Source organism: Quyinboa ferrireducens (assembly GCF_042436675.1).
In the GTDB taxonomy this organism is placed as follows: Bacteria; Bacteroidota; Bacteroidia; order Bacteroidales; family UBA5342; genus JBHJHP01.
Map to the genome: position 1 here is coordinate 40,660 of NZ_JBHMVA010000017.1, position 25,934 is coordinate 66,593.

The window sequence follows — 25,934 nt, forward strand, 5'->3', positions numbered from 1 at the left end:
TTTAAGAAAACGCAGTATGAAATATACAATACCTCTTTTTATTATTTTGGTTTCAGTATTTTTTTCGTGTGATCCAAAAAACAGTTTGCCTGATCTTGACGGCGAATATGCAGGCTCCTATACCCGTGGCGATTCAACAACTGCGATTACGTTAAATATTAAAGATTTTACTTTTGAAGGTGGGAGTGAAGCAGATCGGTTTCCTGCTATTTGTCACGGAACGGTTGGATGGGATGATTATACCATTCAGTTTGATGATGAATGCGTCTGGACGGCTGATTTTGACTGGTCACTTATTTTATCAGGTTCATACACCTATGCCTATTCCAAGGATAAACTCACTTTCTGGAGAGGAACGGGAGACAATTATGAACGTTATACGATTGAAAAGCTGAAAGAGGAGTAGTTATTATAATCAGTCATCAGCAAAACGCTTCAGGAGATCGTTAAATGCATCAATCCGGCGATCCCGGAAAAAGGGCCAGATACGTCGCACGTCTTCGCTACGTTTCATATCTACATCAATAATCTCAATAACGTCTTTATCAGCCGGAGCTTTATACAAAAGTTCACCCTGCGGTCCGGCAACAAAGGAAGTGCCCCAGAACTGTATGCCATTGGTTTGCCCTGAAGGATCCGGTTCATAACCGGTTCGGTTTACTGCAACAACAGGCAGGCCATTTGCCACAGCATGCCCGCGTTGAACTGTAATCCACGCTGTTTGCTGCCGCTCTTTTTCTGCTTCGGTATCTGTACTTTCCCAGCCAATGGCTGTCGGATAAATCAGTATCTCAGCTCCTTTTAGAGCCATCGCACGTGCTGCTTCGGGGTACCACTGATCCCAGCAAACCAAAACTCCCAATCGTCCCAGTGAAGTATTGATGGGTTCGAAACCCAAATCTCCTGGCGTGAAATAAAATTTTTCATAATAGGCAGGATCATCGGGAATGTGCATCTTGCGGTACTTTCCTGCCATAGATCCGTCAATATCGAACACAACGGCTGTATTATGATAGATACCTGCTGTACGTCTCTCGAACAATGATGTGACCAGAACAATGTTATTTTCTTTTGCAAGATCGCTGTAAAAAGCAGTTGAAGGTCCCGGAATTGGCTCAGCAAGATTAAATATTTCAGTATCTTCGGTCTGACAGAAATACAGGCTGTTGTGCAGTTCCTGAAGAACCACCAGTTGTGCGCCCAGTTTGGCTGCAGTTCTGATGTTTTCAGCCAGTTTTAATTTGTTATGTTCAACTGATACAGTATTGGACTGCTGTACGATCCCGATCTTCATAATTTAAATTTTATGCGAATTTCGGTTTTTTTTATGAAATTATAAACAGCGATGGCGCTTCAGGAACTTTTAATCCAGCCAACAATTTCTTCATCCATAGGTTTTGTCTTGGGAGAAAGCGTTTTCACGAGGTTCCCGTTTTCATCAATCAGAAATTTCTGAAAGTTCCAACTGATCTTTGTATCCAGAACACCGTTTTCTTTTTTTGTGGTCAGCCATTGATAAACCGGATGTATATCCTTCCCTTTCACACTTATTTTCGCCATCATTGGAAAAGTGACTCCGTAATTCATTTTACAGAATTTCGCTATTTCTTCGTTGGATCCGGGTTCCTGATGTAAGAAATTATTGGCGGGAAATCCTATGATTACAAAGTTGGCGTCTTTGTAGGTGTCGTATAATTTTTCAAGACCTTCATATTGTGGCGTAAAGCCACATTTCGACGCCGTATTGACGACTAAAATTTTCTTTCCTTTAAACTGTGAAAGGCTGATTGAATCACCGGTTATGGTTTCCACTTTGAAATCATAGAAACTTTTTTGAGCATTTACGTTGTAAGCTACACCTGTAAATAGTAGCATTAAAGTGATGTAGAATTTATTCATTGCAATTGTTTTAGCTTATAACAATATGGTGTGCAGTGATGTTTGTTCAACATGGGTTAAGAATGGTTAAGAGCATCAAAATGGTTCTGCACTAAACACTTTAAGGATAATAGTGGTTTGTAATATAGCAGTTGCTTGATATATTTGTATGATGACAATTAATATTGACTAAAATATCAGTTATGAAAATAATCTCATGGAATGTAAACGGAATACGTGCCGTTGTTCAAAAGAATTTTTTTGAGGATTTAAAAGTAATGAATCCGGATATGTTATGTCTGCAGGAAACCAAAGCACAGGATGATCAGGTGGCAGAAGCGCTGGCAGTGCTTGAAGGCTATCATATTTATTCCAACTCCGCAGAAAAAAAAGGTTATTCCGGAACAGCAATCCTTTCTAAATCAGAGCCAATAAGTGTATCGAAAGGTATTGGTATTAATGACCACGATAACGAAGGCCGCGTTTTGTGTGCAGAATATGATAAATTTTATCTGATTTCTGTTTATGTCCCCAATTCCGGGAGTGAATTAAAGCGGTTAGGTTACAGGCAGGAATGGGATCTGGCATTTTTCAATTATCTTAAAAAACTGGAAGAAACGAAACCTGTCATAGTGTGTGGCGATTTTAATGTAGCTCATACTGAAATAGATATTGCCCGGCCAAAAGCGAATTATAATAAGAGTGCCGGTTATATGCAGGAAGAGATTGATGGCATGGATCGGTTTACGCAGGGTGGTTTAGTGGATAGTTTCCGTCATTTTTATCCGGATAAGACAGATGCCTATTCGTGGTGGAGTTTTCGTGCAGGTGCCCGAGGAAAGAATATCGGATGGAGAATCGATTATTTTTTGGTCAGCGAAAGTTTTATCCCGGAAGTAAAAAATGCATCTATTCTGGCCGACGTTATGGGAAGCGACCATTGTCCGGTAGCGATTGAGTTGAAGTAAAACCGATAGATACTTTTCTAAAGTTTCAGACTTTGGAAAAGGTAAATGGGATCGTGATTATTCAGTCATCCTGTGGTAATTAAATTTTACTTCAGCAGTTTTATTGTCATCTTCAATAACAACGTACATATTGATTTCATTTTTGTTTAGTCGTTCTATAGTAAAGCCTTCAAAGTAAACTTTGTCAGATGTAACTTTCACCAGTTTGAAATCTACAGTTTTATCTTTTTCTTCCCAGCCTTTCAAGTCGGAATGAAAATGTTTAAGCCTTAAAATCAGTGTTTCGTTTTCTTCTGATATGGTTTCAAGTTCATAGAAAGTAACTTTGTCCTCTGATACAAGTTTAAAAGCGCCCATCATGGATCCACCTAAAGGAGGTGCCCATATTTCCTCTGTTATGCCACCGAAAGCTTCTCCACGCCAGTGTCCCTGTAGCCAGGCAATTACACTTAAATCCGCTTTTGGTGAACCAACAGAATCGTTATAGAACATCGTGTTTGGAAATTCATTTTGTCCTGAAGCGTAAAGATGCAGTACAAAAAATGCCACTAATGCAAAGGCAAGTTTTTTCATTATAAATAATTTTTAAAGTTAATTGATGTAATTATAACAATTTATTTTGCTGAGTGGTTTATGAATTGGGGAGTTTTAAAAAATATCATAAAGCGGTTTGTTGAAAAGATAGTGAATAAGCTTTTCCAAAGTTTTAAACTTTGGAAAAGTTAAGTATCATTGATCCGATTCAGTTGGAATTTGTATTTTTGTTTTTCATTTTAAATTATGGCTTTAAAACCACTCGCGGAACGTTTGCGTCCTAAATCTCTGGACGATTATATCGGCCAGGAGCACCTGGTTGGAAAAGGTGCGGTGTTGCGCGAAATGATTGAATCAGGCAAGATCAGTTCTTTCATCCTGTGGGGACCTCCGGGAGTTGGAAAAACGACCCTGGCAAAGATCATTGCCAATCAGCAGGAACGGCCGTTTTACACCTTAAGCGCTGTGTCAAGCGGGGTGAAAGATGTGCGGGAGGTGATAGAAAAGGCCCGTAAGTCACAGTTTTTTGACCGGCCAAATCCAATTTTATTCATTGACGAGATTCACCGCTTCAGCAAATCGCAACAGGATTCATTACTTGGGGCCGTTGAAGAAGGTGTGTTTACTTTGATTGGTGCTACAACCGAAAATCCATCGTTTGAAGTCATTTCTCCATTATTGTCCCGCTGTCAGGTTTATGTACTTAAGCCTTTGGATAATGACGGGATACTAAAGCTCATGGATCGCGCCCTGAAAGAGGATTCAGAATTGAAAAAGCTGGATTGGGAGATTAAGGAACATGAAGCAATAATTCGCCAGAGTGGAGGTGATGCCCGTAAACTGTTGAATATTCTGGAACTGATATCGGCTAATTTCAATGATAAAATTGTGGTGACCGATGATCTGGTCATTGAAAAGTTGCAGCGCAATATTGCCATGTATGATAAAAATGGCGAATTGCATTACGATATCATTTCAGCATTTATTAAATCTGTTCGGGGCAGTGATCCCAATGGTGCCGTGTACTGGCTGGCGAGGATGGTGGAAGGTGGTGAAGATCCCAAATTTATTGCCCGGCGACTGGTGATTCTGGCAGCAGAAGATATCGGACTGGCTAATCCGAATGCCTTGCTTATTGCTAACGCGGCATTTGAGGCTATTGAACGGATCGGCTGGCCGGAAGGACGGATTGTGCTGTCTGAAGCAACGATATACCTGGCCACTTCACCCAAAAGTAATTCTGCATATATGGCCATTGGTGATGCCCAGAGTCTGGTTCAGAAAACAGGCAATCTGCCGGTTCCTTTGCATTTAAGAAATTCACCGAGCAAACTGATGAAAGAACTGGGGTATGGAGCAGATTATAAATATGCGCATTCCTATCCCGGAAATTTTGTGGATCAGGAATTTTTGCCGGATCAGATTAAAGGAAAACAGTTTTATACACCTCAGAAAAATGCATCTGAAACAAAGATAAGTGAACGGATGAAATCCCTTTGGAAAAATAAATACAACCATGAGTAAGGCGTTGAACATACCCAAATTAAAACATAAAGATTCAGGTAACTTTTTTATTCTGGCAGGACCATGTGCCATCGAAGGTGAAGATATGGCACTGAGGATTGCAGAAACGATCAAAAAGGTGACGGATAAGCTTGAAATTCCGTTTGTTTTTAAAGGATCATACAGAAAAGCTAACCGGTCCAGGCTGGATTCTTTTTCCGGAATAGGAGATGAAAAGGCACTGAAAGTACTGAGAAAGGTTTCAGAAACATTTGATGTTCCAACTGTTACCGATATTCATTCAGCCAATGAAGCCGCAATGGCAGCTGAATATGTTGATGTGATCCAGATCCCGGCATTCCTGTGCCGTCAGACGGATATTTTGGTAGCAGCTGCGGAAACCGGCAAAACCATTAATATAAAAAAGGGACAGTTTCTGTCCGGTTCAAGCATGAAATTTGCAGTGCAGAAGGTGATTGATTCCGGAAACGACAAAGTGATGCTGACTGACAGGGGAACCATGTTTGGCTACAGCGATTTAATCGTAGATTACCGCACTATTCCGGAAATGCAGAAGACCGGGTGCCCTGTGGTGCTGGATATAACTCATTCGTTGCAACAACCCAATCAGAGTTCAGGGGTAACAGGTGGTAATCCTCAGATGATAGAGACCATTGCCAAAGCAGGGATCGCAGTAGGAGTGGATGGCTTGTTTTTGGAAACGCATCACGATCCTTCTACTGCAAAATCAGATGGTGCCAACATGTTGGATCTGGCTTTGCTTGAACCCCTGCTGGAAAAACTGGTTCGGATCAGAAAAGCACTTTAGCAACTCCGTACTATTCTTTCAGAAATGTCTTCAGTGGAGCAATAAATTCTTCAAAGCTCTCTACATGGGGTAAGTGACCAATATTTGGAATTTCCACAAGTTTACAATCCGGAATTGTCTGCTGTGTTTTTTTGTCGAGTTTGTTATACAAGCCCATGGTCTTTCTCACAGAGTCAGAGACAAGTGGTTTTCCCAGAGCAGTTCTGTCCCGTGTTCCGATAATAAGCAGAGTAGGAACTTCAATGTTCTGAAATTCATACAGCACCGGCTGAGTAAATATCATATCGTAGGTTAATGCTGCATTCCATGCAATACGTTTATAATCTGAATTGAGCGTCCATCCGGCCAGTAGATTCACCCATTCATCATATTCTTTTTTCCATTTGCCATCATAGTAGCTGTTGAGCTGATATGCCTTTATTTTATCATAATCTTTGTGAAGTTCGTTGTTGTACCACCATTCAATTGGTTTGTACGGAACAACAAGTTTCCAGTCTTCCAGACCGATAGGGTTCTCCAGAACCAGCTTATCAACGCTGCCGGGATACATCAGCGTAAAGCGTGTGGCCAGCATACCTCCCATAGAATGACCCAAAACAGCAGTCCGTTTTATGCCAATGGAATCCAGTACTGCTTTTGTATTCATGGCCAGCTGTTGAAAGGAATATTGAAAATGTTCCGGCTTGGAAGATTTTCCAAAGCCAATCTGATCCGGAACAATAACACGGTAGCCTGCTTTAGTCAGCGCTTTAATCGTGGTGCCCCAGTAGGCGCCATTGAAATTTTTACCGTGTAAAAGCATGATGTTTTTGCCGTTGTAATGTTCAGGTTTAACATCCATATAAGCCATTTGAAGATGCTGATTCTGAATATCCAACTGAATGTGGCTGAACGGATAGGGATAGTCGTAGTTGGCAAGTTCAATATCGAGCCACTGAAGTGAATCCTGTTGCGCAAAAAAGTTTAAACAGGAGAATAGAAAAATTATGGAAAATATAAGTTGTTTCATAATTATCTTGTTTTATACTCTGGATGTATACTTTCTTAAAAGTAAATAACCGACAATACCTGATATCAGTGAACCCACCAGAATTCCAATTTTCGCAGAATCGAGCAATAATATCTGGCTGCTGAATGCAAGGTTTGCAATAAAGATGGACATTGTAAAACCAACGCCGGCCAGAAAAGCTATTCCGACGATTTGTTTAAAATCAGCACTTGCTGGTCTTTCAGCTATTCCCAGTTTGATTGCCAACCACGAAAACAGTGATATACCTATGCTTTTACCTAAAATCAAACCTGCAGAAATCTGCCCGATCAATGGTACGTCCGGTTGAAATTCACTGCTGATTATAACCCCGGAATTTGAAAATGCAAATACCGGCATAATAAAATATGCCACCCAGTTGTGCAGTTTATGCTCCAAATGTTGAAGCGGGGAATGCACTTTTGCAGTCAGTTCTTCCAGTTGATCCACAGCGTCAAGATGTTCGTGTTTTAATATTGGCTTATCATTGTCCTCGGTTCGTGCAATTCTGGCCACTATGCCTTTTAATTTTTCGTTGTATGTTTTAATATCAATCTTCTGGCTTATTGGTACAGTAAATGCCAGCAATACACCTGCTATGGTTGGATGAATTCCCGCTTTAAGGAACAGATACCATATTACGGCACCAGCGATTACCAAAAGATAATTAGAGTACAGATTTCTTTTGGAGAGAATTAAAAGGATAACAAACAGGATCATGGCATAAAGCAAGAGCATCCATTTAATTTCTTCACTGTAAAAAAGTGCAATGACCAGAACAGCACCAAGGTCGTCCACAATGGCAAATGCTGTAAGGAAAATTTTAAGACTGGCAGGAACCCTTTTACCAAGTAATGTTAGAATTGCCAGCGAAAAAGCAATGTCTGTAGCCATAGGAATCCCCCAGCCACTATGTGTTTCGGGAGATGTATTGAACAATAAATATATGGAAACAGGAATGATCATCCCTCCAACGGCTGCAAATAATGGAAGGGAGGCTTTTTTCATGGTGTTCAACTCACCAATCATAAGTTCCCGCTTTATCTCCAGCCCGATGACAAAAAAGAATATGGCCATTAAGCCGTCGTTAATCCATAGGATCAGAGGCTTTACCAGGTGAAATTCTTTTGAACTGATCCCGATTTTATATTGCCAGATATTGTTAAAAGATTCTCCAACAGGTGAGTTTGCCAGGATCAGTGCAATAACTGTTGCTGAAAAAAGCAATATCCCACTAAAACTTTCAATCTTTGTGAATTTCTGTATTGGCGTAATTATGACCTCTTTTATGAAATTGTCCGGTTGTTTTGTACCCATTTATGTGCAGATTATGTTTACAATGTGTTAGTCCATAGTAAGTTATACATCTATAACAGGAAATACTTTAAAAAGGTTCTGCCAGAGTACTTAGTCGTAAAGCTTTTAACCATTTTTATAAAATTGAAATTTTACAGCTTTTTTCCTGTAAAATTTCATATGTGAACCGGTTATAATCGCTCGGTATAGTATTGATGAAATGCTATGATTCAAATAAATTTGTGATCGGAAAAAATAGGAGGTAGAATTATGATACAGATCAATTCTTTTTCGGAATTAAAGGACGCAATATCAGGGAAAGACAAAGCCTACCTGTTACTGTACAAAAAAGGTACGGAACAAAGTGAATGTGCGTTTGGGCATATTGCTGAAGGCAGTGAGAATGTGGAAGGTTTGAACCTTTATTATGCTGATGTGACAATGGTAAGGGATATTCACACAGAGTTTGGTATCACCTCGGTTCCCACTTTGCTTGAGTTTGAGAATGGTTCATTTAAGAATGTTGTGAAAGGCTGTAACAATGCTGGACACTATAAGGCATTATTTGAAGATGCTGTTTATTTTGCAGAAGTAAAAAAGGAAGGGAAACCGCAAAAAAGGGTAACAGTGTATTCCACACCAACATGTTCCTGGTGCAACACGTTAAAAACATATCTAAAAAATCAAAGGGTAAGATATACCGATGTGGATGTTTCCCGTGATCCTAAAGCAGCGGAAGAACTTGTCCGCAGAACCGGACAGCAGGGTGTTCCTCAGACGGATATTAACGGAGAAATAATTGTTGGGTTCAACAAAGCCCGGATAAATGAGTTATTAGGCTTACAGGGATAAAAACAAAAACTATTATAACATGAGAGAATTACAACCAGTAAATCAGAATGTGTTGCTCGATGTAACCGACGATAAAAATGAGCAGCGCACAGCATCGGGAATCATTATTCCAGATTCGGCCAAAGAGAAACAAACCATTGCAAAAGTGGTGGCAATGAGTACTATTGAAAATGCTGAAATCTCTGTTGGAGATTTAGTTTTATATAAAACCTACGGTGGAACAGAAACCGAATTTGAAGGGAAAAAATACCTGTTGATTCAGTATTCTGAGATACTCGCTAAAATTGTGGAAACAGATGAGATTTGATAGTCAGAGTTGCCCGATGATCCACGTTTGGATTTCATTCAGGGCGTTTTTAAAAAGGGTTTTTAAAGGGAACGCTGGTTTGGTTTCCGAAGAGCCGGAGTCGTTTAACCTGGAAGAAAATAAGTAATTATGGGATGGTATATAGGATTGGGCGTTCTGGCCTTGATTATAGGGTACATCGCTTACAGTTACAGAAAAATGAAAAATGTGGAGGATGTGGCTCCAAGTAAGGATATCAGAATTCTTGACAACAAGAATTTTAAACCCGTTATCAGAAGTGGAAAAGTTTTGGTGGACTTCTGGGCACCGTGGTGTGCGCCATGTAAAATGGTTGCACCAACACTGAATGAAATTGCTGAAGAACAAAAGGGCAATATAACCATTGGCAAAGTAAATGTGGATAAGCAGCAGGCTTTGGCGCAGAAATATAACATCCGGAACATTCCGACCATGATTCTGTTCGATAACGGAAAGGAAGTGAAGCGCATTATGGGTGTAAAACCTAAAAAATCAATTCTTAAAGAAGTTGGTTTGGCATAAGATTCAAAAACCGGAAGTAATTCCGGTTTTATTGTTTCAGCAACGATTTTAAATAGACAGGCAGCTCTGAATCAAAAGTCATTTTTTCTTTTGAGTAAGGATGAATGAACGTGAGTGATGCTGCATGCAATCCCAGACGTTTAATACTTTTATCGCGTTCTCCGTACATCTTGTCACCCACAACAGGATGGCCCGCTTCAAATAAATGAACGCGTATCTGGTTTTTTGTTCCGGTATAAAGATTGATCTCAAGCAGACTAAAATAGCGCGATTCCCTGATGACTTTATAACCGGTCTTCGAAAATTTTCCGTTTTTCTGATCATTCGTTGAGTACATCCTGTGCAATTTGTTCTCCATTAAATAGGATGTGATAATGTCTTCTTTTTTATCAGGGTTGCCATGTACAACGGCTAAATAGGTTTTACTGAAATCCTGCCAGTTATCCTGTAAAAAGCGTTTTGCTTTTTCATGCTTTGCAAAAACCAGGATCCCCGAGGTGTCTTTATCCAGCCTGTGCACAATGAATATCCTGTTTCTGGAATGGCTATTCCCTTTTTTTACATAGTCGGTAAGAAGTGAATAAGCGGTTTTCTCATGGTCCCTGCCCGTACTCATGGTTAACAATCCATTTATTTTATTGATCACGATAATATCCTGATCTTCGTATAGAACAGTCAATCCTCTGGGCTGATATTTCCTGGGAATATTTTTGTTGGAATATTTGTCCGGCACGTGTCGCTATTTAGTTTTGTTTTCTGATTTTTCAATACTTTTCTGATCTGCAATCATCTGTTTTTGCATTTCCCGGATTTCTCTCAGTGAATTTAAAATTTCCATGGTCACCGGGTTTTCTGCCGCCTGGTTGCGCATTTCTTCACGCCGCATACCAAGTTTCGTATCCATACGGCCAAGAAATAAGGATACAACGACAAACAGAACCATAATGACAGGATAAATCCACAATTTATTCTGATCAAGATAAGTCCTGATGGCATCGTTCTGAAATGAGTTCAGAAAAACAAAACCAAGCATTATAAAACTTATATAACCGATATACATCCTGGCACGGTCAATATAAATTTTCCAGCGAACCACATTTCTCTGATTAACGGGAATTCCAAATATTCTGATTCTGTTTTTCATGTTTTCAGAGTTTGTTGGTTTATAAACTTTTAAGGGTGTAAAGGTACATGAAATTTAATTGTCGGAAATACAATAGTATAAACGATAGAAGAAAAAAATATTTTATGGCAAATCCGGAATTTTGTGTCAGTATACAATCCCTTTGAGACTGAAAATACCGGTATTTGTATGTATTCTCGTGATATAAATTCCGGGTTTAAGATCGACGCTGATATTTTGAGCCACATTTTGAAGCTCCCTGATTTTTGTTCCGTTAATGGTATAAACGGTTAAATTTGAAGAGGAGGGAAGGTTATAGATCGATAATTTCCCCTTTTCTGAAATTAAAAGGACTGAATTTAAACCATCGTTTTCAGGGAGGTGTAATCCCGTTGCACCATTTATTTTAACCAGGGCCCATTGCCGGTGGTAGTTATTAGTTGAACCAAAATCCCACAATCCGATGTTGGCACCTGCTGCAGTGCTTTCACTTTCAACATCAAGGGCTTTTCCTGTTTTTACTGATACTATTTTTACATAACCACCATCAGTTTCAGAAACGGTAAATACCTGTCCGTCTTTATCCGGCGCCGGTTCGTTTAAAGCCAGCAGATAAGCATCTTCATCAGTCATCACTTTACCTGAACCGGTGTTGCTGATAGTGTAACCTCCTTCCGTGGCAGTGAAATCCCAAAGCTGTTCCGGATTCTGAGAACCATCATCAGGAAGATCCTGAATGAGACCATCACCAGTTTCGTTAACGGTAATGACATTGTTGCTGTTCCGGCTGTAAATGATATAGGTACCGTTTTTCGGAGCTTCAAAAACATAGGTAAGGGGTTCGGAATTATCATTAAAGGTAATATCATCAAGATACATAATCGTATTCAATTTAACCGATCCCAATGGCGAAATCTGAACAGATCCGATAACCTGGTTTAACAATCCCGTAATATCGATGACGACATCTGTCCATTCACCTTGCGTAACAGAAACTTCCCTGCTGATATTACCTATGGTAACATTTATTTTCCATGCAGGAGACTTAACCAGCATGTGAAAATAAGCGGTTGCCTCTGATATTTTCAGTGGAGCGTAAAGGGTAAATAATAAGGTGTCTTCACTAACAGTTGGGTTTGCCACCATAGGGTACAGATATTCCAGAATATGTCCCGAAACATTCATCCCAACGATATCTGAATTTGCAATAACATGAACAGCAGAACCATTTTCGAATGGGACTCTGTTTATTACAGGTACACCGGAAGCAGATTCAAAATCAAAAAAAGGAGCCACCTCAGTTACTCCTCTTGGATCAGGATCATTGTTTATGATCAGGTTGTCTATAAAAAGCGGGTTTCCCGGATCAACACCTTTAAATACCAGTTTTGAAAATGAAGTATTGATGCCAAAATCGATGACCTGATCCTGCCAGGTATCAGTTGATTCCAGTAAAATTGTATCACCGGTTGCCGTTTGCGAAGAATTGTGAATGCCCGACCTGGTCATGATATGCAGATAGCGGTATTCCGGTGTCGTAACAAAACTCTGTCCGGTTTCATAGCTGATCACATTATCGTCTGCTGAGAGCGTAAAACGGCTGCTGTTCAGTTCGCTTTTTGCCCCATTTTCAGATAGTTGTACGGAAGTCCCGGTAAAGCCCTCCGTATTTTGATCCTCGAAGGTTATGCCTTCTGTTAATCTGAACTGAGCGTAATTCGTAAAAGTTACCGGAACGATAAAGGTTGTGATGCTTTGAGCCGGTGAGACATAACTTAGTTTACTTTCTGTTATAGCCTGATCCGGTTTTTTTGAACAGTCTTCTGATGAGCTTGTCCTGTAAACCGTCGCAGAAGCAGCTACCGTTCCAAATTCTGACAGATCAGCTGATAAGTTTTGGTCTGTGTTTGTTTGGTTCAGCACCACCATAACCAGCTCCTTATTATCAGGACTGATGGCAGTCAAAATATTTGGTGCTCCTGACTCCAGGATACGGTAGCCTTGTTTCACAAAACAGGTGACCTGCATTCTGACATAGAAGTTCTTTACGGTGTAATACGTTTCATCGGCAAAGCTGCAGCGCATCTGGCACCAGTTATCATTCCATTCTTCCATCAGCTGCCAGTCGATCCACGCAGACGGTTTCATTATGGTAAGGTCACTAAACATACGTTGAGCCAGTTGCAGATTATTGCTGATCCCACTGCCACTGAAACCGCTTGGGCCTGTTTCAGACTGCCAGAGTGTTTTACCCATCGTGCGTGAAAGGTTATGAGCTTCTATCCTTTCCGGATCACTGCCGCTGTAGGTATGCGTATTGATCTGTCCCAGTTTTGGAATAATGTCACCTGCAGTGATGTAGGCATTCATGGCATATATAAAACTACTGATGTTGGTTTCATCCGAAGCAGAAATGACCGTATTTAATCCTGATGCCTGTAACCGTGGATATAATTCCCTTATCACGGCAATCTGTGAGGAGGCATCAAAATGGCAGCCTTCCTGTCCGCCGAGGTAACCCCAGTAACTACTGAGCGATTCGTTAAACGGTTCCAGTGTTTTAAATTCAATGCCGTATGTGTTTTTGTAATGTTTGCAGACCTCAATTAGATAATCGCTGAACTGTCCGTAATATTCCGGTTTAAGGTTGTCTGAACCGGCAGGATTATTTCCGGCAGAACAACCGCTGTAAGTCATCCAGTAAGGTGGTGAATTAGAAAATGCTTCAAAAATGGCATCCGGCCGTTTCGCTTTGATTTTGAGCATTATTTTGCGTTGTCCGGCATCGGCGGTCCAGTCATAAGGTTCATTTTCACCCGGTTTAAATCCTTCCATCTCGGCGCGCACACCTTTACCGTCTGCCATATGTCCCGGATTTCCCGGCGTGGAATAGTGGGAGGGATCATCGCCGCCTCCGATATTATAGCGAAAGATGTTCATATTGAGCTTATCCGGTGAAGTGATCAGATCAACTATTTCATCAATTTTGGCTTCATCGTCCCATTGTCCCACCATATGAGCCCACCAGCACAAGGATGAGCCCCAGCCTTCAATGGTTTGATATTCTTTGACCGGATTTGGTTTAATTGTGATGTCTTGTGCAGAAATTTTAAAAAAAACTGAGATGAGTATTCCTGCTATGATGTAGACGTATTTTTTCATTCATTTTTAGCTTTCCGCTAAAATACGGTTTTATGGCTCCGTTTCATCATAAACAAAGTTGGAAAAGTTGCACTTATACGACAAAATGTATTACAAAACCGGCAATCAACCAAACATAACAAGCTAAGGCTATGTATTTCAGCGTATTTTCAAGTGCAGGACTTTTAGGAGTCATTTCTTTATGATGCATAACATGTTTACCTTTTACAAATCCAAACCAGGCCAGTATGCCTGAAATGATAAGAAAGGCGATATTCAGAAAGAAGGTATAGTCAATTTTGAAACCCATATTATCGGTGATCTTTTGCTGTGAACCGTCCGGAAGCAGGTTCATGATATCCAGGCCGTAATGCAGGGTCAAAGAGGTGATAATCAGTGACAGGAACAGCAGGAGCAGAATGAAAAATGCCATCTTCCAGCCGTAATATTTGGCGTTGATCCGAAGCACAGGAAAGACGACCAGATCACTGAAAATAAAAGCCATGATACCGGCAAAACTAACTCCTTTCCCATACAGTAGTGCAGCGAGAGGTATATTTCCCATTGAACCGATAAAGGTCATAAAAGCCACCAGGGGGCCGACAATAACATGTTGCAGAAGCGTTAAAAAACTGTAGCTCTGTTGTCCGTCACCGGTATGGATAAAGAGCGTCTGAAAGAAGGAATCCGGGACAAATGCCGAGACGATGCCGGCAATGGTAAATCCAATGGTGACATCCTTCCAGACCATTTTCCATTCCATGGCATATTGTTTGCCCGTTTTTGACCAGGCCTCCATGGATTTGACTTTTTCGCTGAACGGTTTTTCCATATCTTCGTCCTCGTCAGGGCTTCCAAGGTTTTGCCTTGCCTTTTTAATGAGTTTGTCAGGACGGATTAGTTTGACCAGCAACCAGCTAAACAGGATCAGCATTATTCCGCCAATATATTCGCCGGCCAGAAACTGCCATCCCAAGAATATGGAAATAATGATCCCCAGTTCGATAACAAGGTTTGTTGATGAAAGCAGAAAAGCTACAGAGGATATAAAACTGGCCCCTTTCTGAAAAAGCGATTTAGTACTGGCTAAGGCTGAGAAGCTGCACGAGCTGCTTATGAAACCGAAAAATGTTCCTTTTAATATGCTGCCTATGCCGGGCTTCCCCATGCTTTGTTTCATTCGTTTCTCGGTCACGAAAATCTGGATCATGCTGCTGATGACATACCCAAGCATAAAAGCCCAAAGCGCCATCCAGAAAAAAGAAAATGATGTATATGAGGCTTCACCCCATTGCTGAAAAAAATGACTCATTTATATTTAATTTGCAGGTTCTTAAAATGACGGAGAGTTTCAGATAATGTGGTATTCTGAATACAGATATGTAAAGTTAAAATATAAAAGGTAGTATGTCAAATTTATTTCAGTCCCAAACTGTTATCTTCTAATGGTATGCTCCTGGGGTACACCCTGTCCAATAATTGCATCAGGATTATTTACCTGTGCCGTTTCATTATAATTAAGATGCAAATCCCTGATGGCTTCTTCCCGGGACGGTTTGAAGAAATAAAACTGTATAAACATTAATCCAAGAAAAATAAGTGCAGTTAGATTTGCTGAAAGAAAAAAGCTTACGATTAATAAAAGCGATGCCCCTTCTATCAATGCCAGTCTTATAATAACAGCGGTCTGGTAAGTTGCCATCTTTACATGAAGCTTATCATCCTTATTATATCTTTTTATCTGATAACGGTACATGATCCTACTCACGAACAGATCAATAATCGCTAGGGTAGTGGCAGCAATGAAAACCGGTTCTTCTGAACTAAAAAACTGAAACCTCAGGTTCTCGCCTGAATTCATAAAAACTGCTATACATGCGAATAGAAAGGGTCCAGCAAACAATGCGAGAAACAAGATGTTTATCGTTCTGAAGAATTGTTTTGAGGTTTGTTGATTTGGTTCCATGATAAAAATTTAAAGTAATACAACTAGTCCTAAATCAAGTCCAAGGTCGGTCAGTTTTTGTGTTTTGGGTATATCATACTGATTAACCACTTCGTTGTATTTAAGCGAGGCGAATCCCATGCCAATATCTATTACAAACCTTTGATTTAATGCGATTCCCATACCAACGCTGTAATCATATCCAAACTGAGTATACACATTATCGCTGTCCAATATGCCAAAACCGGCTGCAACTTGCGCATAAGGTTTTACAATTCCATTGCCAATGTAGAATTTTATAAAAGGTTTTCCCATAACCGAATAGGCCTTTTCAGTTTTGTTATATGACTGGTATTTAACGGGAATAACTAGTCCTATGACCAGATTATTTGCGATGAAATAACCAATAATCGGATTTAATGCCAGGTTTGTATATTTCTTACTGTTTACATAAATGTGGGTTTGCCAATAATCCAACGAACCAGTAGTTGTTGTCATCCCGGATGATGCACTTATATCTGACTTACTTCCAACCAACAGGGTTCCTTTTTCGATTTGAGCGGTGAGGTTAAAGAGCCCATACGTCATGAACAAGAGGAGCAAAACAGGTTTTTTAAAAATCATAGTTGATAATCTTAAACTTAAATAAGTAAATTCTTTTTAGGGATTTAAAAGTAGGCATTTTTTGAATAAAATGCTTCTGAATCGGAATTAATTACTGAATTTTTAAAGTAATTGTAGTATGCTTAATCATTTAAATAGAATGAATTTCATTGAGGTTTCAGAATGGTCTAAACTACTATTTCTTGTTGTGCTCTTAATATTATTCCCGTTTCATTTTTGAATTTTTCCAATTTTACCGCATGACCTTGATTTGCTTGAGGTTTAAACTGGTTACAAACATATGCTCGGATTATTGGATAATCTGCTAAGTTATAACTTTTTGTAAAAGAATGTATTGTAGATCTTAGTTGTTCGATTCCATCATTTAGCCATTTACTTCCCCTCCACTTTCTCGATTTTAATTCTACAAAAATTAGATTTTGATTAAAATTTAATAGGCCATCACATCTTTTACTCATTTTACCATCTGCTCTTCTTAAATCTATGCAGTTATCTATCGGATAGAAATTAATTTGATAATTATTCTCATTAATTACTATTCCTTCCCAAGAATTTTGTCCATCTTCTTTTATATAGGCATATGGACGAAGATTATCATCACATAACCCAAATTCTCGGTTAGTTGAAACAGTTTTACATTCTTCGTTAAAGAAATTTACAGGCATTTTTCTTCTATTTCTAAAAGTTGTATAAATTTTTCATTTAAGTCACCTAAATAATCATTTAGGTAATTTTCATCTGAAGGTAATCCATTGTAATTTTCCAGTTTTTTAATGCTACCATCTACATCGTTGAATTCATAAATGACTAAATCTTTTGGGTTTAAGCAACTTTCTTTTTTTATTATGGAGCTAATTTTATCAAATGACTCTACGATTTTAGGATTGTTATATAGTTTATAAGCTTTTACAAAAAGTGGTAAAAAGTTGATTATGTAGGGGCTATGGGTAGTTATTAATATATTATTGTATTTATTTAAATTATTAAATTCTAAAAGCATATTTAGCATTTCCCATTGAGAGCTTGGAAATAAGTTTAACTCTGGTTCTTCCACGATATTAAGAAAACATCTATTGTAATATTTGTTTCTAATTTTATCAATTTCGGTTTTCTTTTCATTCTCTGGCATTAAATTGTTTAGCATCAGTTCCGCAATTTCATTATTCATTCTTACGGACTGATTTACGGACATGTTTTTTCTGCTTATTTCCTCGTTGTTTGAAATAGATTCAGATAAATACTTGGAAACCAAGTATAATGGATAAAATGATTGTATCCCACTTGATGCCTCAAAAATTTCAATTTTATAATCTTTTCCTATAATATAAGAAATTTCATCTATTTCATCATATTCATATTTTAGGTCATTTAAATTTAAATTGATTCTTTTGCCTTTTAATGACTTTTGGGCTTTCAGTAGTTCCTCAGCAAAAGTGAATAAATTTTCAGGGAGATCTTTTGAATTAAAAATATTCATGGTTCCTAAAATATTCCTTTCAGCAGGGATATACATGATTTTGGGAACATGAAAATCTATATTTTCAATTTTATTAAAAAGAGGAAAATCTTGATTTTGCTCATTGTAAATAATATGATACCTTTCACCAATATATTCAATATAGGTGCTATCTTTAAAATATTTCTTAATCTTTTGATAATCGAAATATTGTTTAAAAGAAAAAAAGGATATGTTGCCTTTTTCAGTATCGCCTCTGTTTATCGATTTCTCTAGCCATGATAATGTCGAGATAACTTTGGCAACCGTACTTTTACCACTTCCTTGATTACCTATAAAAAATGTATATTTTTTAAATTCTAGCCATCCATCATTATCAATTACTCCATGATTTATTGGACCAAAGTTTTTGATTTTAATTTTTGCCATACAGCTTTTATCGTTTGAGTTGTAAAGTTATAAATTTAAATAAGATTTGGAATAAAGCGTTATTTAAAGGAAATTATAAATCATGTTAATACTGGATTTTCCGCACGGTATATCATTTAAAAGTATCTTCACCCGGAACTCAGATCAGCGTAAGAATCGAGGGTAATTCGGTAAACATCAGAGTGAATATAACAACGCCCTAGAATGTAATAGTCAAAAAAGCTGTAATATTTAAAGTTATCTCCTTTGTAGGGAAGTTTATATCCGTTAGTCAGCTTGCCGTTACCAACGGTGCCTGTTGACTGACTTATGCCATGATTTTTATGTATTATCTGTGGCATAGCAGTGTAAAATACTGTAAATGATATAATCAGAAAAATGGTTAGTCTGGAAGATTTTTTCATATCTATCCTCATTTTAAACAGGTTTGTATTATCAGGAACGAAAAAATTTAAGGTTTAAGTATAAAAAAACCTGGACTTGTTCAAATTCACAATAAAAGGCTTGAGTCAGGATAGCATAAGTATTTTGAATTACTGTTGCCGGGTTAAAGCATCATAGATTCCTCGCTTCGCTTGGAATGACAGATATTTGCTGGTTGTTAGGCTGGAGGATGAACCTAAAAGATTGTCATTCTGAGCAAAGTATAATGAAGCGAAGAATCTTTAAGTTATATAGATTTTTAGCCGGACAACAATGATTTTAAGTTACGAATATAATTTGCTTTCGGTCGCACTATTTATTCATTCCATCCATGACCCAAAAAATTTTATCTTTGTCGAAATTTTGAGATTATGGTTTCGGTTGATAAGATAAGTGTATTATTCGGTGGGTTTGCGCTGTTCGAGGACATCTCATTTCTGGTCAATACAAAAGACAGAATTGGACTGGTAGGGAAGAATGGCGCAGGGAAGACCACATTACTCAAAATTTTGTGTGGTAAGCAGAATCCAACAACCGGTATTTTATCTGTTCCCAACGATTTTACTTTTGGGTATCTGCCTCAGCATATGGTGCATCAGGATGGAAAAACTGTGCGAGAGGAGGCAGCTACGGCCTTTGGTCATTTGCAGGAATTGCGCGATAAGATTGACCATTACAATCACCAACTGGCTGTTCGTACAGACTATGAATCGGAGGAATACCTGGATATTATTCACAAAGTAACGGATCTGTCTGAACACTATAATATTCTTGGTGGGGAAAATACTGAAGGTCATATTGAAAAAACACTGACAGGGCTGGGTTTTGTAGCTAAAGATCTGGATCGTCCTACCTCGGAGTTTTCCGGTGGCTGGCGTATGCGAATTGAACTGGCAAAACTGTTACTTCAAAAGCCGGATATGCTGTTGCTGGATGAGCCGACCAACCATCTGGACATTGAGTCCATCCAGTGGCTGGAGGACTTTTTAAAGACGTATCCCGGATCGGTTGTTTTGGTGTCACACGATAAGGCATTTCTTGACAATGTCACCAACCGGACCATAGAAATTACGCTGGGGCGTATTTACGATTATAAGGTGCCGTACAGTAAATTTCTGGAACTGAGAGAGGAACGGCGGGAGACACAGAAACGTGCTTACGAAAATCAGCAGAAGCAGATTAAGGATACCGAGGCATTTATAGAACGGTTCAGATATAAGGCTACGAAGGCGGTTCAGGTTCAGTCCAGAATTAAGCAGCTGGAGAAAATGGATGTTCTGGAGATTGACGAGGAGGATAACAGTGCCCTGAATCTGAGATTTCCACCAGCACCTCGTTCAGGTACCATCGTGGTTGAAGCCGAAAATTACAAAATAGGGTACGGATCACATGTTGTACTCAACAAGGTAAACCTGATTATTGAGCGTGGAGACAAGGTGGCTTTTGTTGGTAAGAACGGGGAAGGGAAATCTACCCTGGTAAAAGCAATTATCGGTGACCTGAAAGGCATGGGGGGAGAACTTAAAACAGGCCATAATGTAAAAGTCGGCTATTTTGCGCAGAATCAGGCCGACCTGTTGGATGGAAATTTGTCTGTTTTTGAAACAATTGATCATGTGGCAGTTGGAGATGTACGGACAAAGATCCGGGATATTCTGGCGGCTTTCATGTTCAGAGGTGAGGATATCGATAAAAAGGTGAAGGTTCTTTCAGGAGGCGAACGTTCCAGGCTTGCCATGATTAAACTTTTGCTTGAACCGGTTAACCTGCTGGTGCTGGATGAGCCGACCAATCACCTTGATATCCGCTCCAAGGAGGTGTTGAAGCAGGCCATTAATGAATTTGATGGCACAGCCATTGTGGTATCTCACGACAGGGATTTTCTGGATGGATTAAGTAGCAAACTATACGAATTCGGTGGCGGAAAAGTAAAAGAACACCTGGGTACGGTTTATGAATTTCTGCACCGCAAGAAGATGGAGTCGTTGCAGGAACTGGAACGAAAAAACAAAACAACAGCAAGAGCATTACAGCCGGAGCAGAAAGCAGAGAAGGTAAATGACTATGAAGAGCGCAAAGCATTGAATAAACAGATCAGCTATGCAGAAAGAAAGGTTAAGGAATATGAGAATCTGATCACTCAGCTTGAAGGAGAAATTGAGCACATGAAAACGCTGCTTGCAAATCCGGATAATATCAATGACACCTCGCTTTACTCGTTTTTTCAGAAGAAGGAAAAAGAGCTTGAGAAAGTGATGAGAGAATGGGAGGAAGCATCTTTGCAACTGGATGATCTCAACGGCAAACTATAACACAAAATATACTACGTTAACAAACGTTAGGCTTCAATAATTGATTTATTAGACACCTTAGTCTAATTTTGAGACAATAAAACCCGCTATTCACGTTAATAAAATACAATGGCAAACCCGGATTACATATTTGGCATTCGTGCCGTAATCGAAGCGATAGACGCCGGAAGAGAAATACACCGGGTCATGATTAAGCGCGATTTGAAAGGAGAGCTTGCATCGGAACTTTTCAGTGCCCTCAGAGGAAGTACTGTACCGGTTCAGAAAGTACCGGTTGAACGACTAAACAGGATTACCCGGAAAAATCATCAGGGTGTTGTCGCATGGATTTCGGAAGTGACCTATCACAACATTGAAACCATTATTCCCGGTTTATACGAAGCAGGGAAGGTGCCTTTCATTCTGGTTCTCGATGGAGTTACAGATATTAGGAATTTTGGTGCTATTGCCCGTACAGCGGAATGTGCCGGTGTGGATGCTATTTTGGTTCCATCCAAAGGTTCCGCGGTCATCAATGCCGATGCCATTAAAACATCTGCCGGAGCCTTACATAAAATTCCGGTTTGCAGAACAGGAAACCTGACAAAATCCTTGCAGTTTTTAAAAGGATCCGGGTTAATGCTACTTGGTGCCTCAGAAAAAGGAGATACAGTTTTTAATACCGGGGATATGACCGTTCCCATTGCAATTGTTATGGGTTCGGAAGATACAGGACTTTCTGCGGATGTACTGAAAATATGTGACCATTTGGTTTCTATTCCGATGGTTGGCACCGTTGGTTCACTAAATGTATCTGTCGCAGCCGGAATTTTGATTTTTGAGGTATTAAAACAACGTTTAGCATAATAAAATAATTGATTCACCATAGAATTAGTTTTACAGTTGGTATTCTCTTTTTGCTCCCCAAATGATTTGAATATTGCGTATGAAAGTAAAATACAGACTAATACTAATGCTTGTGCCGGTCATTCTTCTGGTAGCCGCAATGACACTGATTGTGCTTAAAGGAAGCGGGGACGTAAAGGAGGAATTAAATGTATTAATGGAACGCGATGTCAGTCTTGTAAAAGTAACATCCGAGCTACTGTCTGATGTGAATAATATTGTACCTCAGATAGATAAACTGACCCAGAGCATAAGATACAGTAATAATTGGGAGAAAGATCGTATAAATCTCCAAACCCAAAAAGATACCATTACTTTAGCATTGGACAAGCTGTCTGACAAGTTTGCGAATTACATGCCGTCTTATAAATTTGACTATACCGATCAGGTATTTTATGATAAACTTGCATTGGAAATTGAAATGAGAAAAGGCAACTTTATCAGTAAATACGAAGATTTTAATGAGAAAATCAGTGAGCCTGAAACATCTGAAGCGCAAAGAATTAAAGCTGGAATAGACTTCAGGACAACGGCTATTGAATTCAGTGAATTTTTAAGACACATTAATACCAGATACCACAAACAATTTGATGAATTTGTAAGGCATGTCATTGCACATACCAATAGAAATTATGCATTGTGGATGGGGTGGATGGTTGTAATATTTACGTTGGGTATATTTCTCCTTATTCATACCTATCGTACAATCAGCAGTCCTCTGGAAAGATTAAAAGAAGGGGTAGTTGAAATAAAGAAAGGTAACCTGGGATACCGGATACATGAAAATCCAAATTCTGAATTCAGTAAGTTATTTGAGGAGTTTAATAATATGGCTTCACGTATTTCTCTTGCACGTGGAGAAATAAGGGAAAAAAACGATGAGTTGTTAAGAGCCAATAAAAAACTCAATGCCGAAAAACTGAATGCTGAATCTGCTGATCGTCTGAAATCAGCTTTTCTGGCCAATATGAGCCACGAAATACGTACTCCCATGAATGGAATTGTTGGTTTTACAGAGCTACTTAATGAGGAAGGTTTAAGTGATAATGAAAGGAGAGAATACAGGTCCGTTATAAAAGTATGCAGTAACCAGCTGCTCAGGATCATTGACGATATTCTTGATATCTCAAAACTGGAAGCCGGACAACTTAAGCTGATTCCTGAACATGTGGACCTCTGCAGGTTATTCAGGCAGGTTCAAACCATTTATAACGGAACGGATAAAATTTCTGACGATGTGGATCTCTTATTTGAGATAAAATGGGAATGTAAGGAAGACATCTGGCTGGACTCCAAGCGCTTAAGTCAGATTATCATCAATCTTGTTGATAATGCACTGAAGTTCACCGAAAAAGGATTTGTGAAGGTTACAGCTGATAAAATAAAAGATAAACTCAGTATTAAGGTTACCGATACCGGAATAGGCATACCTCCGGAGAAACAGAAGGATATTTTCGAACGGTTTACCCAGGCTCACACCGATAGTTTTTTCAGCGGAAAACACAGTGGCACCGGTCTTGGTTTATCTATTGTAAAAGCCCTTGTTGACCTTATGGATGGTGAACTAAACCTTAGCTCAAAAGAAGGTGAGGGAACAGATTTCAGTATCCTGTTGCCACTTAATATTACTGGTAACGCATCATCTTACTCAGATACTTCCCGATAATATCAAATTCAAGATTGACCACACTACCTGGTTTAATCTGATGAAAATTGGTATACTCATATGTATAAGGTATGATGGCTACAGAAAACTGATTATCCTTTGAATTTACAACAGTCAGGCTTACGCCGTTCACACTCACTGAACCTTTTTCAACGGTGATGTAACCCTGTTTGCCTTTTTCCTTGTCAAATTCATATTCGAAAGTGAAAAACCAGCTGCCATCCATCTCTTCCACGCTAACGCAGGTCGCAGTCTGATCCACATGACCCTGAACAATATGACCATCCAAACGGCCATTCATCATCATACTGCGTTCAAGATTTACTTTATCACCTACATTTAAATGTCCGAGATTGGATTTATTCAGTGTCTCCTGAATAGCCGTAACGGTATATGTTTCATTTGTCAGATCCACTACAGTCAGGCATACTCCATTATGAGAAACGGACTGGTCTATTTTCAACTCGTTTACATAGGAACACTTCATGGTGATATGAAGGTTTCCTCCATCTTTTTTCAGCGATACTACTTCTGCTGCTTCTTCAACTATTCCTGAAAACATGTAAAAAAATTTTGGTGTAAAATTAGTAAAATGCGTTTGATTAACTGAATGATTTGATCAAAACTGATAATTAATTTAAAAATCAATAGTGTCCGGGTAAATAAGAATTTCAGCTAACTTAATCGGAAGTTATGGCTATTTTGTTTCGTTTTTGCAGCTGAAGGCAAAAACGAAACGCCCATGCGGCCTTGCTTCGCTGAAGCTATGCGAAGGCAATGCTTGAGCATAAAAAGTCCCGATTATTTTGCAACGAATTTTTATTGGATACTTAAAAGAGAGCGATAAGTGTATAGAGAATCATGCTTGTTTAGAGTGATCCTAAATTTAACCGACTTAATCTGTAGCTTAAAATCTTTTATTATTTTAAGCGGCTGAATAAAACTGAAAAGAATGAAAAAACTGATTTCCGGAACACTTTTACTGGTGCTGTGCACAGTTGGTTTTGCTAAAAATAATCTCATTTACGACTGGCGGGGAATGGACCGAAGCGGGGTTTATGATGAAAGGGGGTTGTTAAAAACATGGCCGGAAGAAGGCCCGGAGCTGGTGTGGTCAATCGACGGTGGCCTGGGAACCGGATATTCTTCTCCCATTGTAACTGATAATAATATATTTATAGCAGGTATGCAGGATTCCACGGGTCATATGTATTGCTACACGCTTGACGGGCAACAGGTGTGGGATGTGGCTTATGGCAAGGAATGGAATAAAAACAGCTTCCCGGGCGCCAGAAGTACACCGGTTGTAAAAGGTGATAAATTATTCATGTTGTCCGGTCAGGGTAAGGCATTCTGTATGAATACCCAAAAAGGAGAGATCCTCTGGAGCCTGAATATTGGTGAAAGGTTTAATGCAGAACCGCCCAATTTCGGTTTTTGCGAATCGCCGCTGCTGGTGGATGATGTCGTTATTTTTACACCCGGCGGGAAAACCACAGCATTGGTGGCCCTGAAACAGAAGGATGGTTCTGTGGTATGGGAAGCACCGGGTAGAAATGATGTCAGTGCATATTGCAATGCCGTATATTTTGAACATAACAAACGGAAGGTGGTAGCAACCATGACCCTGCATTACCTGATTGGTGTGGACTATGAAACCGGTGATTCCCTGTGGACGGCTTATTCTTACAAGAACTGGACTGATAATTGTATTTCGCCATATTATAAAAACGGGGCTTTGTTTATTTCATCGCCTTACGGTGAAGGTGCCCGGGTGTTTAACCTGAATGACGATGCTTCGGAAATTTCACTCAAATGGTACAATCAGGCTTTTGATAACCAAATTGGCGGAACCGTTGAACTGGATGGCAATGTGTATGGTATCTCCAATAAAAAACATACGTGGATGTCTGTAAATCTGGAGACCGGAACGACCAACTGGCAGGAGCGGGGCCTGAAAACCGGCAGCATTATTGCTGCTGATGATATGTTGTATTGCTATGGTGATGATGGTGTACTGGCACTGGTTGAACCTTCTGCAGAAGCATTTAATATTATCAGTAAGTTTAAAGTGTTCGACGGTCAGCAGCAGTTCACTCACCCCGTTATTGCCGATGGCAAATTGTATGTAAGATACCAGGATCAGATGAAGGTATTTAATTTGAAAAAGTAAATTAAAAATAGCAGCTTTAAAAC

27 protein-coding genes are annotated in these 25,934 nt (G+C 39.3%); 12 read left to right on the forward strand and 15 right to left on the reverse strand.

What is annotated here, in order from left to right; all coding sequences use genetic code 11:
* The first annotated feature begins 16 nt into the window (after positions 1 to 16).
* On the forward strand, positions 17 to 406 hold the full coding sequence (locus tag ACE01N_RS18120) for a hypothetical protein (protein WP_380592053.1): 390 nt from the start codon (positions 17 to 19) through the stop codon (positions 404 to 406).
* Positions 407 to 415: 9 nt separating this feature from the next.
* On the opposite strand, the gene ACE01N_RS18125 is transcribed toward ACE01N_RS18120, so the two are convergent.
* Both ACE01N_RS18125 and ACE01N_RS18130 read right to left on the reverse strand, forming a co-directional pair.
* Positions 416 to 1,294, reverse strand: coding sequence for a carbon-nitrogen hydrolase (locus ACE01N_RS18125; protein WP_380592055.1), 879 nt, complete (start codon positions 1,292 to 1,294; stop codon positions 416 to 418).
* A gap of 59 nt (positions 1,295 to 1,353) precedes the next feature.
* Entirely contained in the window at positions 1,354 to 1,899 is a 546-nt protein-coding gene (locus ACE01N_RS18130) for a glutathione peroxidase (RefSeq protein ID WP_438826952.1), read from the reverse strand.
* A 182-nt stretch (positions 1,900 to 2,081) separates the two neighbouring features.
* On the opposite strand from ACE01N_RS18130, the gene ACE01N_RS18135 reads away from it, so the two are divergent.
* Positions 2,082 to 2,846, forward strand: a complete 765-nt coding sequence (locus ACE01N_RS18135) for an exodeoxyribonuclease III (RefSeq protein ID WP_380592057.1) — start codon at positions 2,082 to 2,084, stop codon at positions 2,844 to 2,846.
* 57 nt (positions 2,847 to 2,903) lie between these two features.
* Here ACE01N_RS18135 and ACE01N_RS18140 read toward each other — a convergent pair whose 3' ends face one another.
* Positions 2,904 to 3,419: a DUF6265 family protein gene (locus ACE01N_RS18140; RefSeq protein ID WP_380592059.1), complete on the reverse strand. Its 516-nt coding sequence runs from the start codon at positions 3,417 to 3,419 to the stop codon at positions 2,904 to 2,906.
* Between the two features lie 207 nt (positions 3,420 to 3,626).
* Here ACE01N_RS18140 and ACE01N_RS18145 point away from each other — a divergent pair, with 207 nt between their 5' ends.
* Both ACE01N_RS18145 and kdsA read left to right on the forward strand, forming a co-directional pair.
* Positions 3,627 to 4,904 carry a replication-associated recombination protein A gene (locus ACE01N_RS18145; RefSeq protein ID WP_375727129.1) on the forward strand — a complete coding sequence of 426 codons (1,278 nt, stop codon included), beginning with the start codon at positions 3,627 to 3,629 and terminating at the stop codon, positions 4,902 to 4,904.
* The gene (kdsA, locus tag ACE01N_RS18150; protein WP_380592061.1) at positions 4,897 to 5,712 is read left to right on the forward strand and encodes a 3-deoxy-8-phosphooctulonate synthase; all 816 of its coding nucleotides are present in this window, start codon (positions 4,897 to 4,899) and stop codon (positions 5,710 to 5,712) included. The genes ACE01N_RS18145 and kdsA overlap by 8 nt, the downstream gene beginning before the upstream one ends.
* A 10-nt stretch (positions 5,713 to 5,722) precedes the next feature.
* On the opposite strand, the gene ACE01N_RS18155 is transcribed toward kdsA, so the two are convergent.
* Positions 5,723 to 6,721 carry an alpha/beta fold hydrolase gene (locus ACE01N_RS18155; protein ID WP_380592063.1) on the reverse strand — a complete coding sequence of 333 codons (999 nt, stop codon included), beginning with the start codon at positions 6,719 to 6,721 and terminating at the stop codon, positions 5,723 to 5,725.
* Positions 6,722 to 6,733: 12 nt separating this feature from the next.
* Complete coding sequence (nhaA, locus tag ACE01N_RS18160; RefSeq protein ID WP_380592065.1) at positions 6,734 to 8,056, reverse strand: Na+/H+ antiporter NhaA; 1,323 nt, start codon at positions 8,054 to 8,056, stop codon at positions 6,734 to 6,736.
* Positions 8,057 to 8,305: 249 nt separating this feature from the next.
* Between nhaA and ACE01N_RS18165 the strand changes: the two genes are divergently transcribed.
* The 4 genes from ACE01N_RS18165 to trxA are packed head-to-tail and all read left to right on the forward strand — an operon-like array spanning position 8,306 to position 9,734.
* On the forward strand, positions 8,306 to 8,887 hold the full coding sequence (locus ACE01N_RS18165) for a glutaredoxin family protein (protein ID WP_380592067.1): 582 nt from the start codon (positions 8,306 to 8,308) through the stop codon (positions 8,885 to 8,887).
* Between the two features lie 19 nt (positions 8,888 to 8,906).
* Positions 8,907 to 9,194: a co-chaperone GroES gene (locus ACE01N_RS18170; RefSeq protein ID WP_380592070.1), complete on the forward strand. Its 288-nt coding sequence runs from the start codon at positions 8,907 to 8,909 to the stop codon at positions 9,192 to 9,194.
* Positions 9,184 to 9,321, forward strand: a complete 138-nt coding sequence (locus tag ACE01N_RS18175; RefSeq protein ID WP_380592072.1) for a hypothetical protein — start codon at positions 9,184 to 9,186, stop codon at positions 9,319 to 9,321. The genes ACE01N_RS18170 and ACE01N_RS18175 overlap by 11 nt, the downstream gene beginning before the upstream one ends.
* A gap of 2 nt (positions 9,322 to 9,323) precedes the next feature.
* Positions 9,324 to 9,734, forward strand: a complete 411-nt coding sequence (trxA, locus tag ACE01N_RS18180; RefSeq protein ID WP_380592074.1) for a thioredoxin — start codon at positions 9,324 to 9,326, stop codon at positions 9,732 to 9,734.
* Positions 9,735 to 9,762: 28 nt separating this feature from the next.
* On the opposite strand, the gene ACE01N_RS18185 is transcribed toward trxA, so the two are convergent.
* The 9 genes from ACE01N_RS18185 to ACE01N_RS18225 all read right to left on the reverse strand — a co-directional run bounded on the left by ACE01N_RS18185 (position 9,763) and on the right by ACE01N_RS18225 (position 18,856).
* The gene (locus tag ACE01N_RS18185; protein WP_380592075.1) at positions 9,763 to 10,467 is read right to left on the reverse strand and encodes an RluA family pseudouridine synthase; all 705 of its coding nucleotides are present in this window, start codon (positions 10,465 to 10,467) and stop codon (positions 9,763 to 9,765) included.
* Between the two features lie 6 nt (positions 10,468 to 10,473).
* Positions 10,474 to 10,878: a hypothetical protein gene (locus ACE01N_RS18190; RefSeq protein ID WP_375727138.1), complete on the reverse strand. Its 405-nt coding sequence runs from the start codon at positions 10,876 to 10,878 to the stop codon at positions 10,474 to 10,476.
* 126 nt (positions 10,879 to 11,004) lie between these two features.
* On the reverse strand, positions 11,005 to 14,019 hold the full coding sequence (locus tag ACE01N_RS18195) for a glycoside hydrolase (protein ID WP_380592077.1): 3,015 nt from the start codon (positions 14,017 to 14,019) through the stop codon (positions 11,005 to 11,007).
* A gap of 73 nt (positions 14,020 to 14,092) precedes the next feature.
* Positions 14,093 to 15,310: a permease gene (locus ACE01N_RS18200; RefSeq protein ID WP_380592079.1), complete on the reverse strand. Its 1,218-nt coding sequence runs from the start codon at positions 15,308 to 15,310 to the stop codon at positions 14,093 to 14,095.
* 123 nt (positions 15,311 to 15,433) lie between these two features.
* Positions 15,434 to 15,964, reverse strand: coding sequence for a hypothetical protein (locus ACE01N_RS18205; protein WP_380592081.1), 531 nt, complete (start codon positions 15,962 to 15,964; stop codon positions 15,434 to 15,436).
* Positions 15,965 to 15,973: 9 nt separating this feature from the next.
* The gene (locus ACE01N_RS18210) at positions 15,974 to 16,567 is read right to left on the reverse strand and encodes a hypothetical protein (protein WP_380592082.1); all 594 of its coding nucleotides are present in this window, start codon (positions 16,565 to 16,567) and stop codon (positions 15,974 to 15,976) included.
* A 167-nt stretch (positions 16,568 to 16,734) separates the two neighbouring features.
* Positions 16,735 to 17,232 carry a hypothetical protein gene (locus tag ACE01N_RS18215; RefSeq protein WP_380592084.1) on the reverse strand — a complete coding sequence of 166 codons (498 nt, stop codon included), beginning with the start codon at positions 17,230 to 17,232 and terminating at the stop codon, positions 16,735 to 16,737.
* Entirely contained in the window at positions 17,223 to 18,452 is a 1,230-nt protein-coding gene (locus ACE01N_RS18220) for an AAA family ATPase (protein WP_380592086.1), read from the reverse strand. Before ACE01N_RS18220 ends, ACE01N_RS18215 begins: the two co-directional genes overlap by 10 nt.
* A 128-nt stretch (positions 18,453 to 18,580) precedes the next feature.
* Positions 18,581 to 18,856: a hypothetical protein gene (locus tag ACE01N_RS18225; protein WP_380592088.1), complete on the reverse strand. Its 276-nt coding sequence runs from the start codon at positions 18,854 to 18,856 to the stop codon at positions 18,581 to 18,583.
* Positions 18,857 to 19,246: 390 nt separating this feature from the next.
* Here ACE01N_RS18225 and ACE01N_RS18230 point away from each other — a divergent pair, with 390 nt between their 5' ends.
* From ACE01N_RS18230 to ACE01N_RS18240, 3 genes are all read left to right on the forward strand, one after another.
* A complete protein-coding gene (locus ACE01N_RS18230) occupies positions 19,247 to 21,187 on the forward strand; it encodes an ABC-F family ATP-binding cassette domain-containing protein (protein ID WP_380592090.1) in 1,941 nt (646 codons plus the stop codon).
* Between the two features lie 108 nt (positions 21,188 to 21,295).
* Positions 21,296 to 22,033, forward strand: a complete 738-nt coding sequence (gene rlmB, locus ACE01N_RS18235; protein ID WP_380592092.1) for a 23S rRNA (guanosine(2251)-2'-O)-methyltransferase RlmB — start codon at positions 21,296 to 21,298, stop codon at positions 22,031 to 22,033.
* 79 nt (positions 22,034 to 22,112) lie between these two features.
* Positions 22,113 to 23,738, forward strand: a complete 1,626-nt coding sequence (locus ACE01N_RS18240; protein ID WP_380592093.1) for a HAMP domain-containing sensor histidine kinase — start codon at positions 22,113 to 22,115, stop codon at positions 23,736 to 23,738.
* Here the strand turns inward: ACE01N_RS18240 and ACE01N_RS18245 are convergent.
* Positions 23,698 to 24,300, reverse strand: coding sequence for a riboflavin synthase (locus ACE01N_RS18245; RefSeq protein ID WP_380592095.1), 603 nt, complete (start codon positions 24,298 to 24,300; stop codon positions 23,698 to 23,700). The two genes, ACE01N_RS18240 and ACE01N_RS18245, sit on opposite strands and share 41 nt — an antisense overlap.
* A 390-nt stretch (positions 24,301 to 24,690) precedes the next feature.
* Here ACE01N_RS18245 and ACE01N_RS18250 point away from each other — a divergent pair, with 390 nt between their 5' ends.
* The gene (locus tag ACE01N_RS18250) at positions 24,691 to 25,911 is read left to right on the forward strand and encodes an outer membrane protein assembly factor BamB family protein (protein WP_380592097.1); all 1,221 of its coding nucleotides are present in this window, start codon (positions 24,691 to 24,693) and stop codon (positions 25,909 to 25,911) included.
* Positions 25,912 to 25,934: the final 23 nt, after the last annotated feature.

What these genes read in the sequence shown, in the direction of transcription:
- ACE01N_RS18120 (WP_380592053.1), top strand. Translation starts at nt 17, where the DNA reads ATGAAATATACAATACCTCTTTTTATTATTTTGGTTTCAGTATTTTTT.
- ACE01N_RS18125 (WP_380592055.1), bottom strand. Translation starts at nt 1,294, where the DNA reads ATGAAGATCGGGATCGTACAGCAGTCCAATACTGTATCAGTTGAACAT.
- ACE01N_RS18130 (WP_438826952.1), bottom strand. Translation starts at nt 1,899, where the DNA reads ATGAATAAATTCTACATCACTTTAATGCTACTATTTACAGGTGTAGCT.
- ACE01N_RS18135 (WP_380592057.1), top strand. Translation starts at nt 2,082, where the DNA reads ATGAAAATAATCTCATGGAATGTAAACGGAATACGTGCCGTTGTTCAA.
- ACE01N_RS18140 (WP_380592059.1), bottom strand. Translation starts at nt 3,419, where the DNA reads ATGAAAAAACTTGCCTTTGCATTAGTGGCATTTTTTGTACTGCATCTT.
- ACE01N_RS18145 (WP_375727129.1), top strand. Translation starts at nt 3,627, where the DNA reads ATGGCTTTAAAACCACTCGCGGAACGTTTGCGTCCTAAATCTCTGGAC.
- kdsA (WP_380592061.1), top strand. Translation starts at nt 4,897, where the DNA reads ATGAGTAAGGCGTTGAACATACCCAAATTAAAACATAAAGATTCAGGT.
- ACE01N_RS18155 (WP_380592063.1), bottom strand. Translation starts at nt 6,721, where the DNA reads ATGAAACAACTTATATTTTCCATAATTTTTCTATTCTCCTGTTTAAAC.
- nhaA (WP_380592065.1), bottom strand. Translation starts at nt 8,056, where the DNA reads ATGGGTACAAAACAACCGGACAATTTCATAAAAGAGGTCATAATTACG.
- ACE01N_RS18165 (WP_380592067.1), top strand. Translation starts at nt 8,306, where the DNA reads ATGATACAGATCAATTCTTTTTCGGAATTAAAGGACGCAATATCAGGG.
- ACE01N_RS18170 (WP_380592070.1), top strand. Translation starts at nt 8,907, where the DNA reads ATGAGAGAATTACAACCAGTAAATCAGAATGTGTTGCTCGATGTAACC.
- ACE01N_RS18175 (WP_380592072.1), top strand. Translation starts at nt 9,184, where the DNA reads ATGAGATTTGATAGTCAGAGTTGCCCGATGATCCACGTTTGGATTTCA.
- trxA (WP_380592074.1), top strand. Translation starts at nt 9,324, where the DNA reads ATGGGATGGTATATAGGATTGGGCGTTCTGGCCTTGATTATAGGGTAC.
- ACE01N_RS18190 (WP_375727138.1), bottom strand. Translation starts at nt 10,878, where the DNA reads ATGAAAAACAGAATCAGAATATTTGGAATTCCCGTTAATCAGAGAAAT.
- ACE01N_RS18195 (WP_380592077.1), bottom strand. Translation starts at nt 14,019, where the DNA reads ATGAAAAAATACGTCTACATCATAGCAGGAATACTCATCTCAGTTTTT.
- ACE01N_RS18200 (WP_380592079.1), bottom strand. Translation starts at nt 15,310, where the DNA reads ATGAGTCATTTTTTTCAGCAATGGGGTGAAGCCTCATATACATCATTT.
- ACE01N_RS18205 (WP_380592081.1), bottom strand. Translation starts at nt 15,964, where the DNA reads ATGGAACCAAATCAACAAACCTCAAAACAATTCTTCAGAACGATAAAC.
- ACE01N_RS18210 (WP_380592082.1), bottom strand. Translation starts at nt 16,567, where the DNA reads ATGATTTTTAAAAAACCTGTTTTGCTCCTCTTGTTCATGACGTATGGG.
- ACE01N_RS18215 (WP_380592084.1), bottom strand. Translation starts at nt 17,232, where the DNA reads ATGCCTGTAAATTTCTTTAACGAAGAATGTAAAACTGTTTCAACTAAC.
- ACE01N_RS18220 (WP_380592086.1), bottom strand. Translation starts at nt 18,452, where the DNA reads ATGGCAAAAATTAAAATCAAAAACTTTGGTCCAATAAATCATGGAGTA.
- ACE01N_RS18225 (WP_380592088.1), bottom strand. Translation starts at nt 18,856, where the DNA reads ATGAAAAAATCTTCCAGACTAACCATTTTTCTGATTATATCATTTACA.
- ACE01N_RS18230 (WP_380592090.1), top strand. Translation starts at nt 19,247, where the DNA reads ATGGTTTCGGTTGATAAGATAAGTGTATTATTCGGTGGGTTTGCGCTG.
- rlmB (WP_380592092.1), top strand. Translation starts at nt 21,296, where the DNA reads ATGGCAAACCCGGATTACATATTTGGCATTCGTGCCGTAATCGAAGCG.
- ACE01N_RS18240 (WP_380592093.1), top strand. Translation starts at nt 22,113, where the DNA reads ATGAAAGTAAAATACAGACTAATACTAATGCTTGTGCCGGTCATTCTT.
- ACE01N_RS18245 (WP_380592095.1), bottom strand. Translation starts at nt 24,300, where the DNA reads ATGTTTTCAGGAATAGTTGAAGAAGCAGCAGAAGTAGTATCGCTGAAA.
- ACE01N_RS18250 (WP_380592097.1), top strand. Translation starts at nt 24,691, where the DNA reads ATGAAAAAACTGATTTCCGGAACACTTTTACTGGTGCTGTGCACAGTT.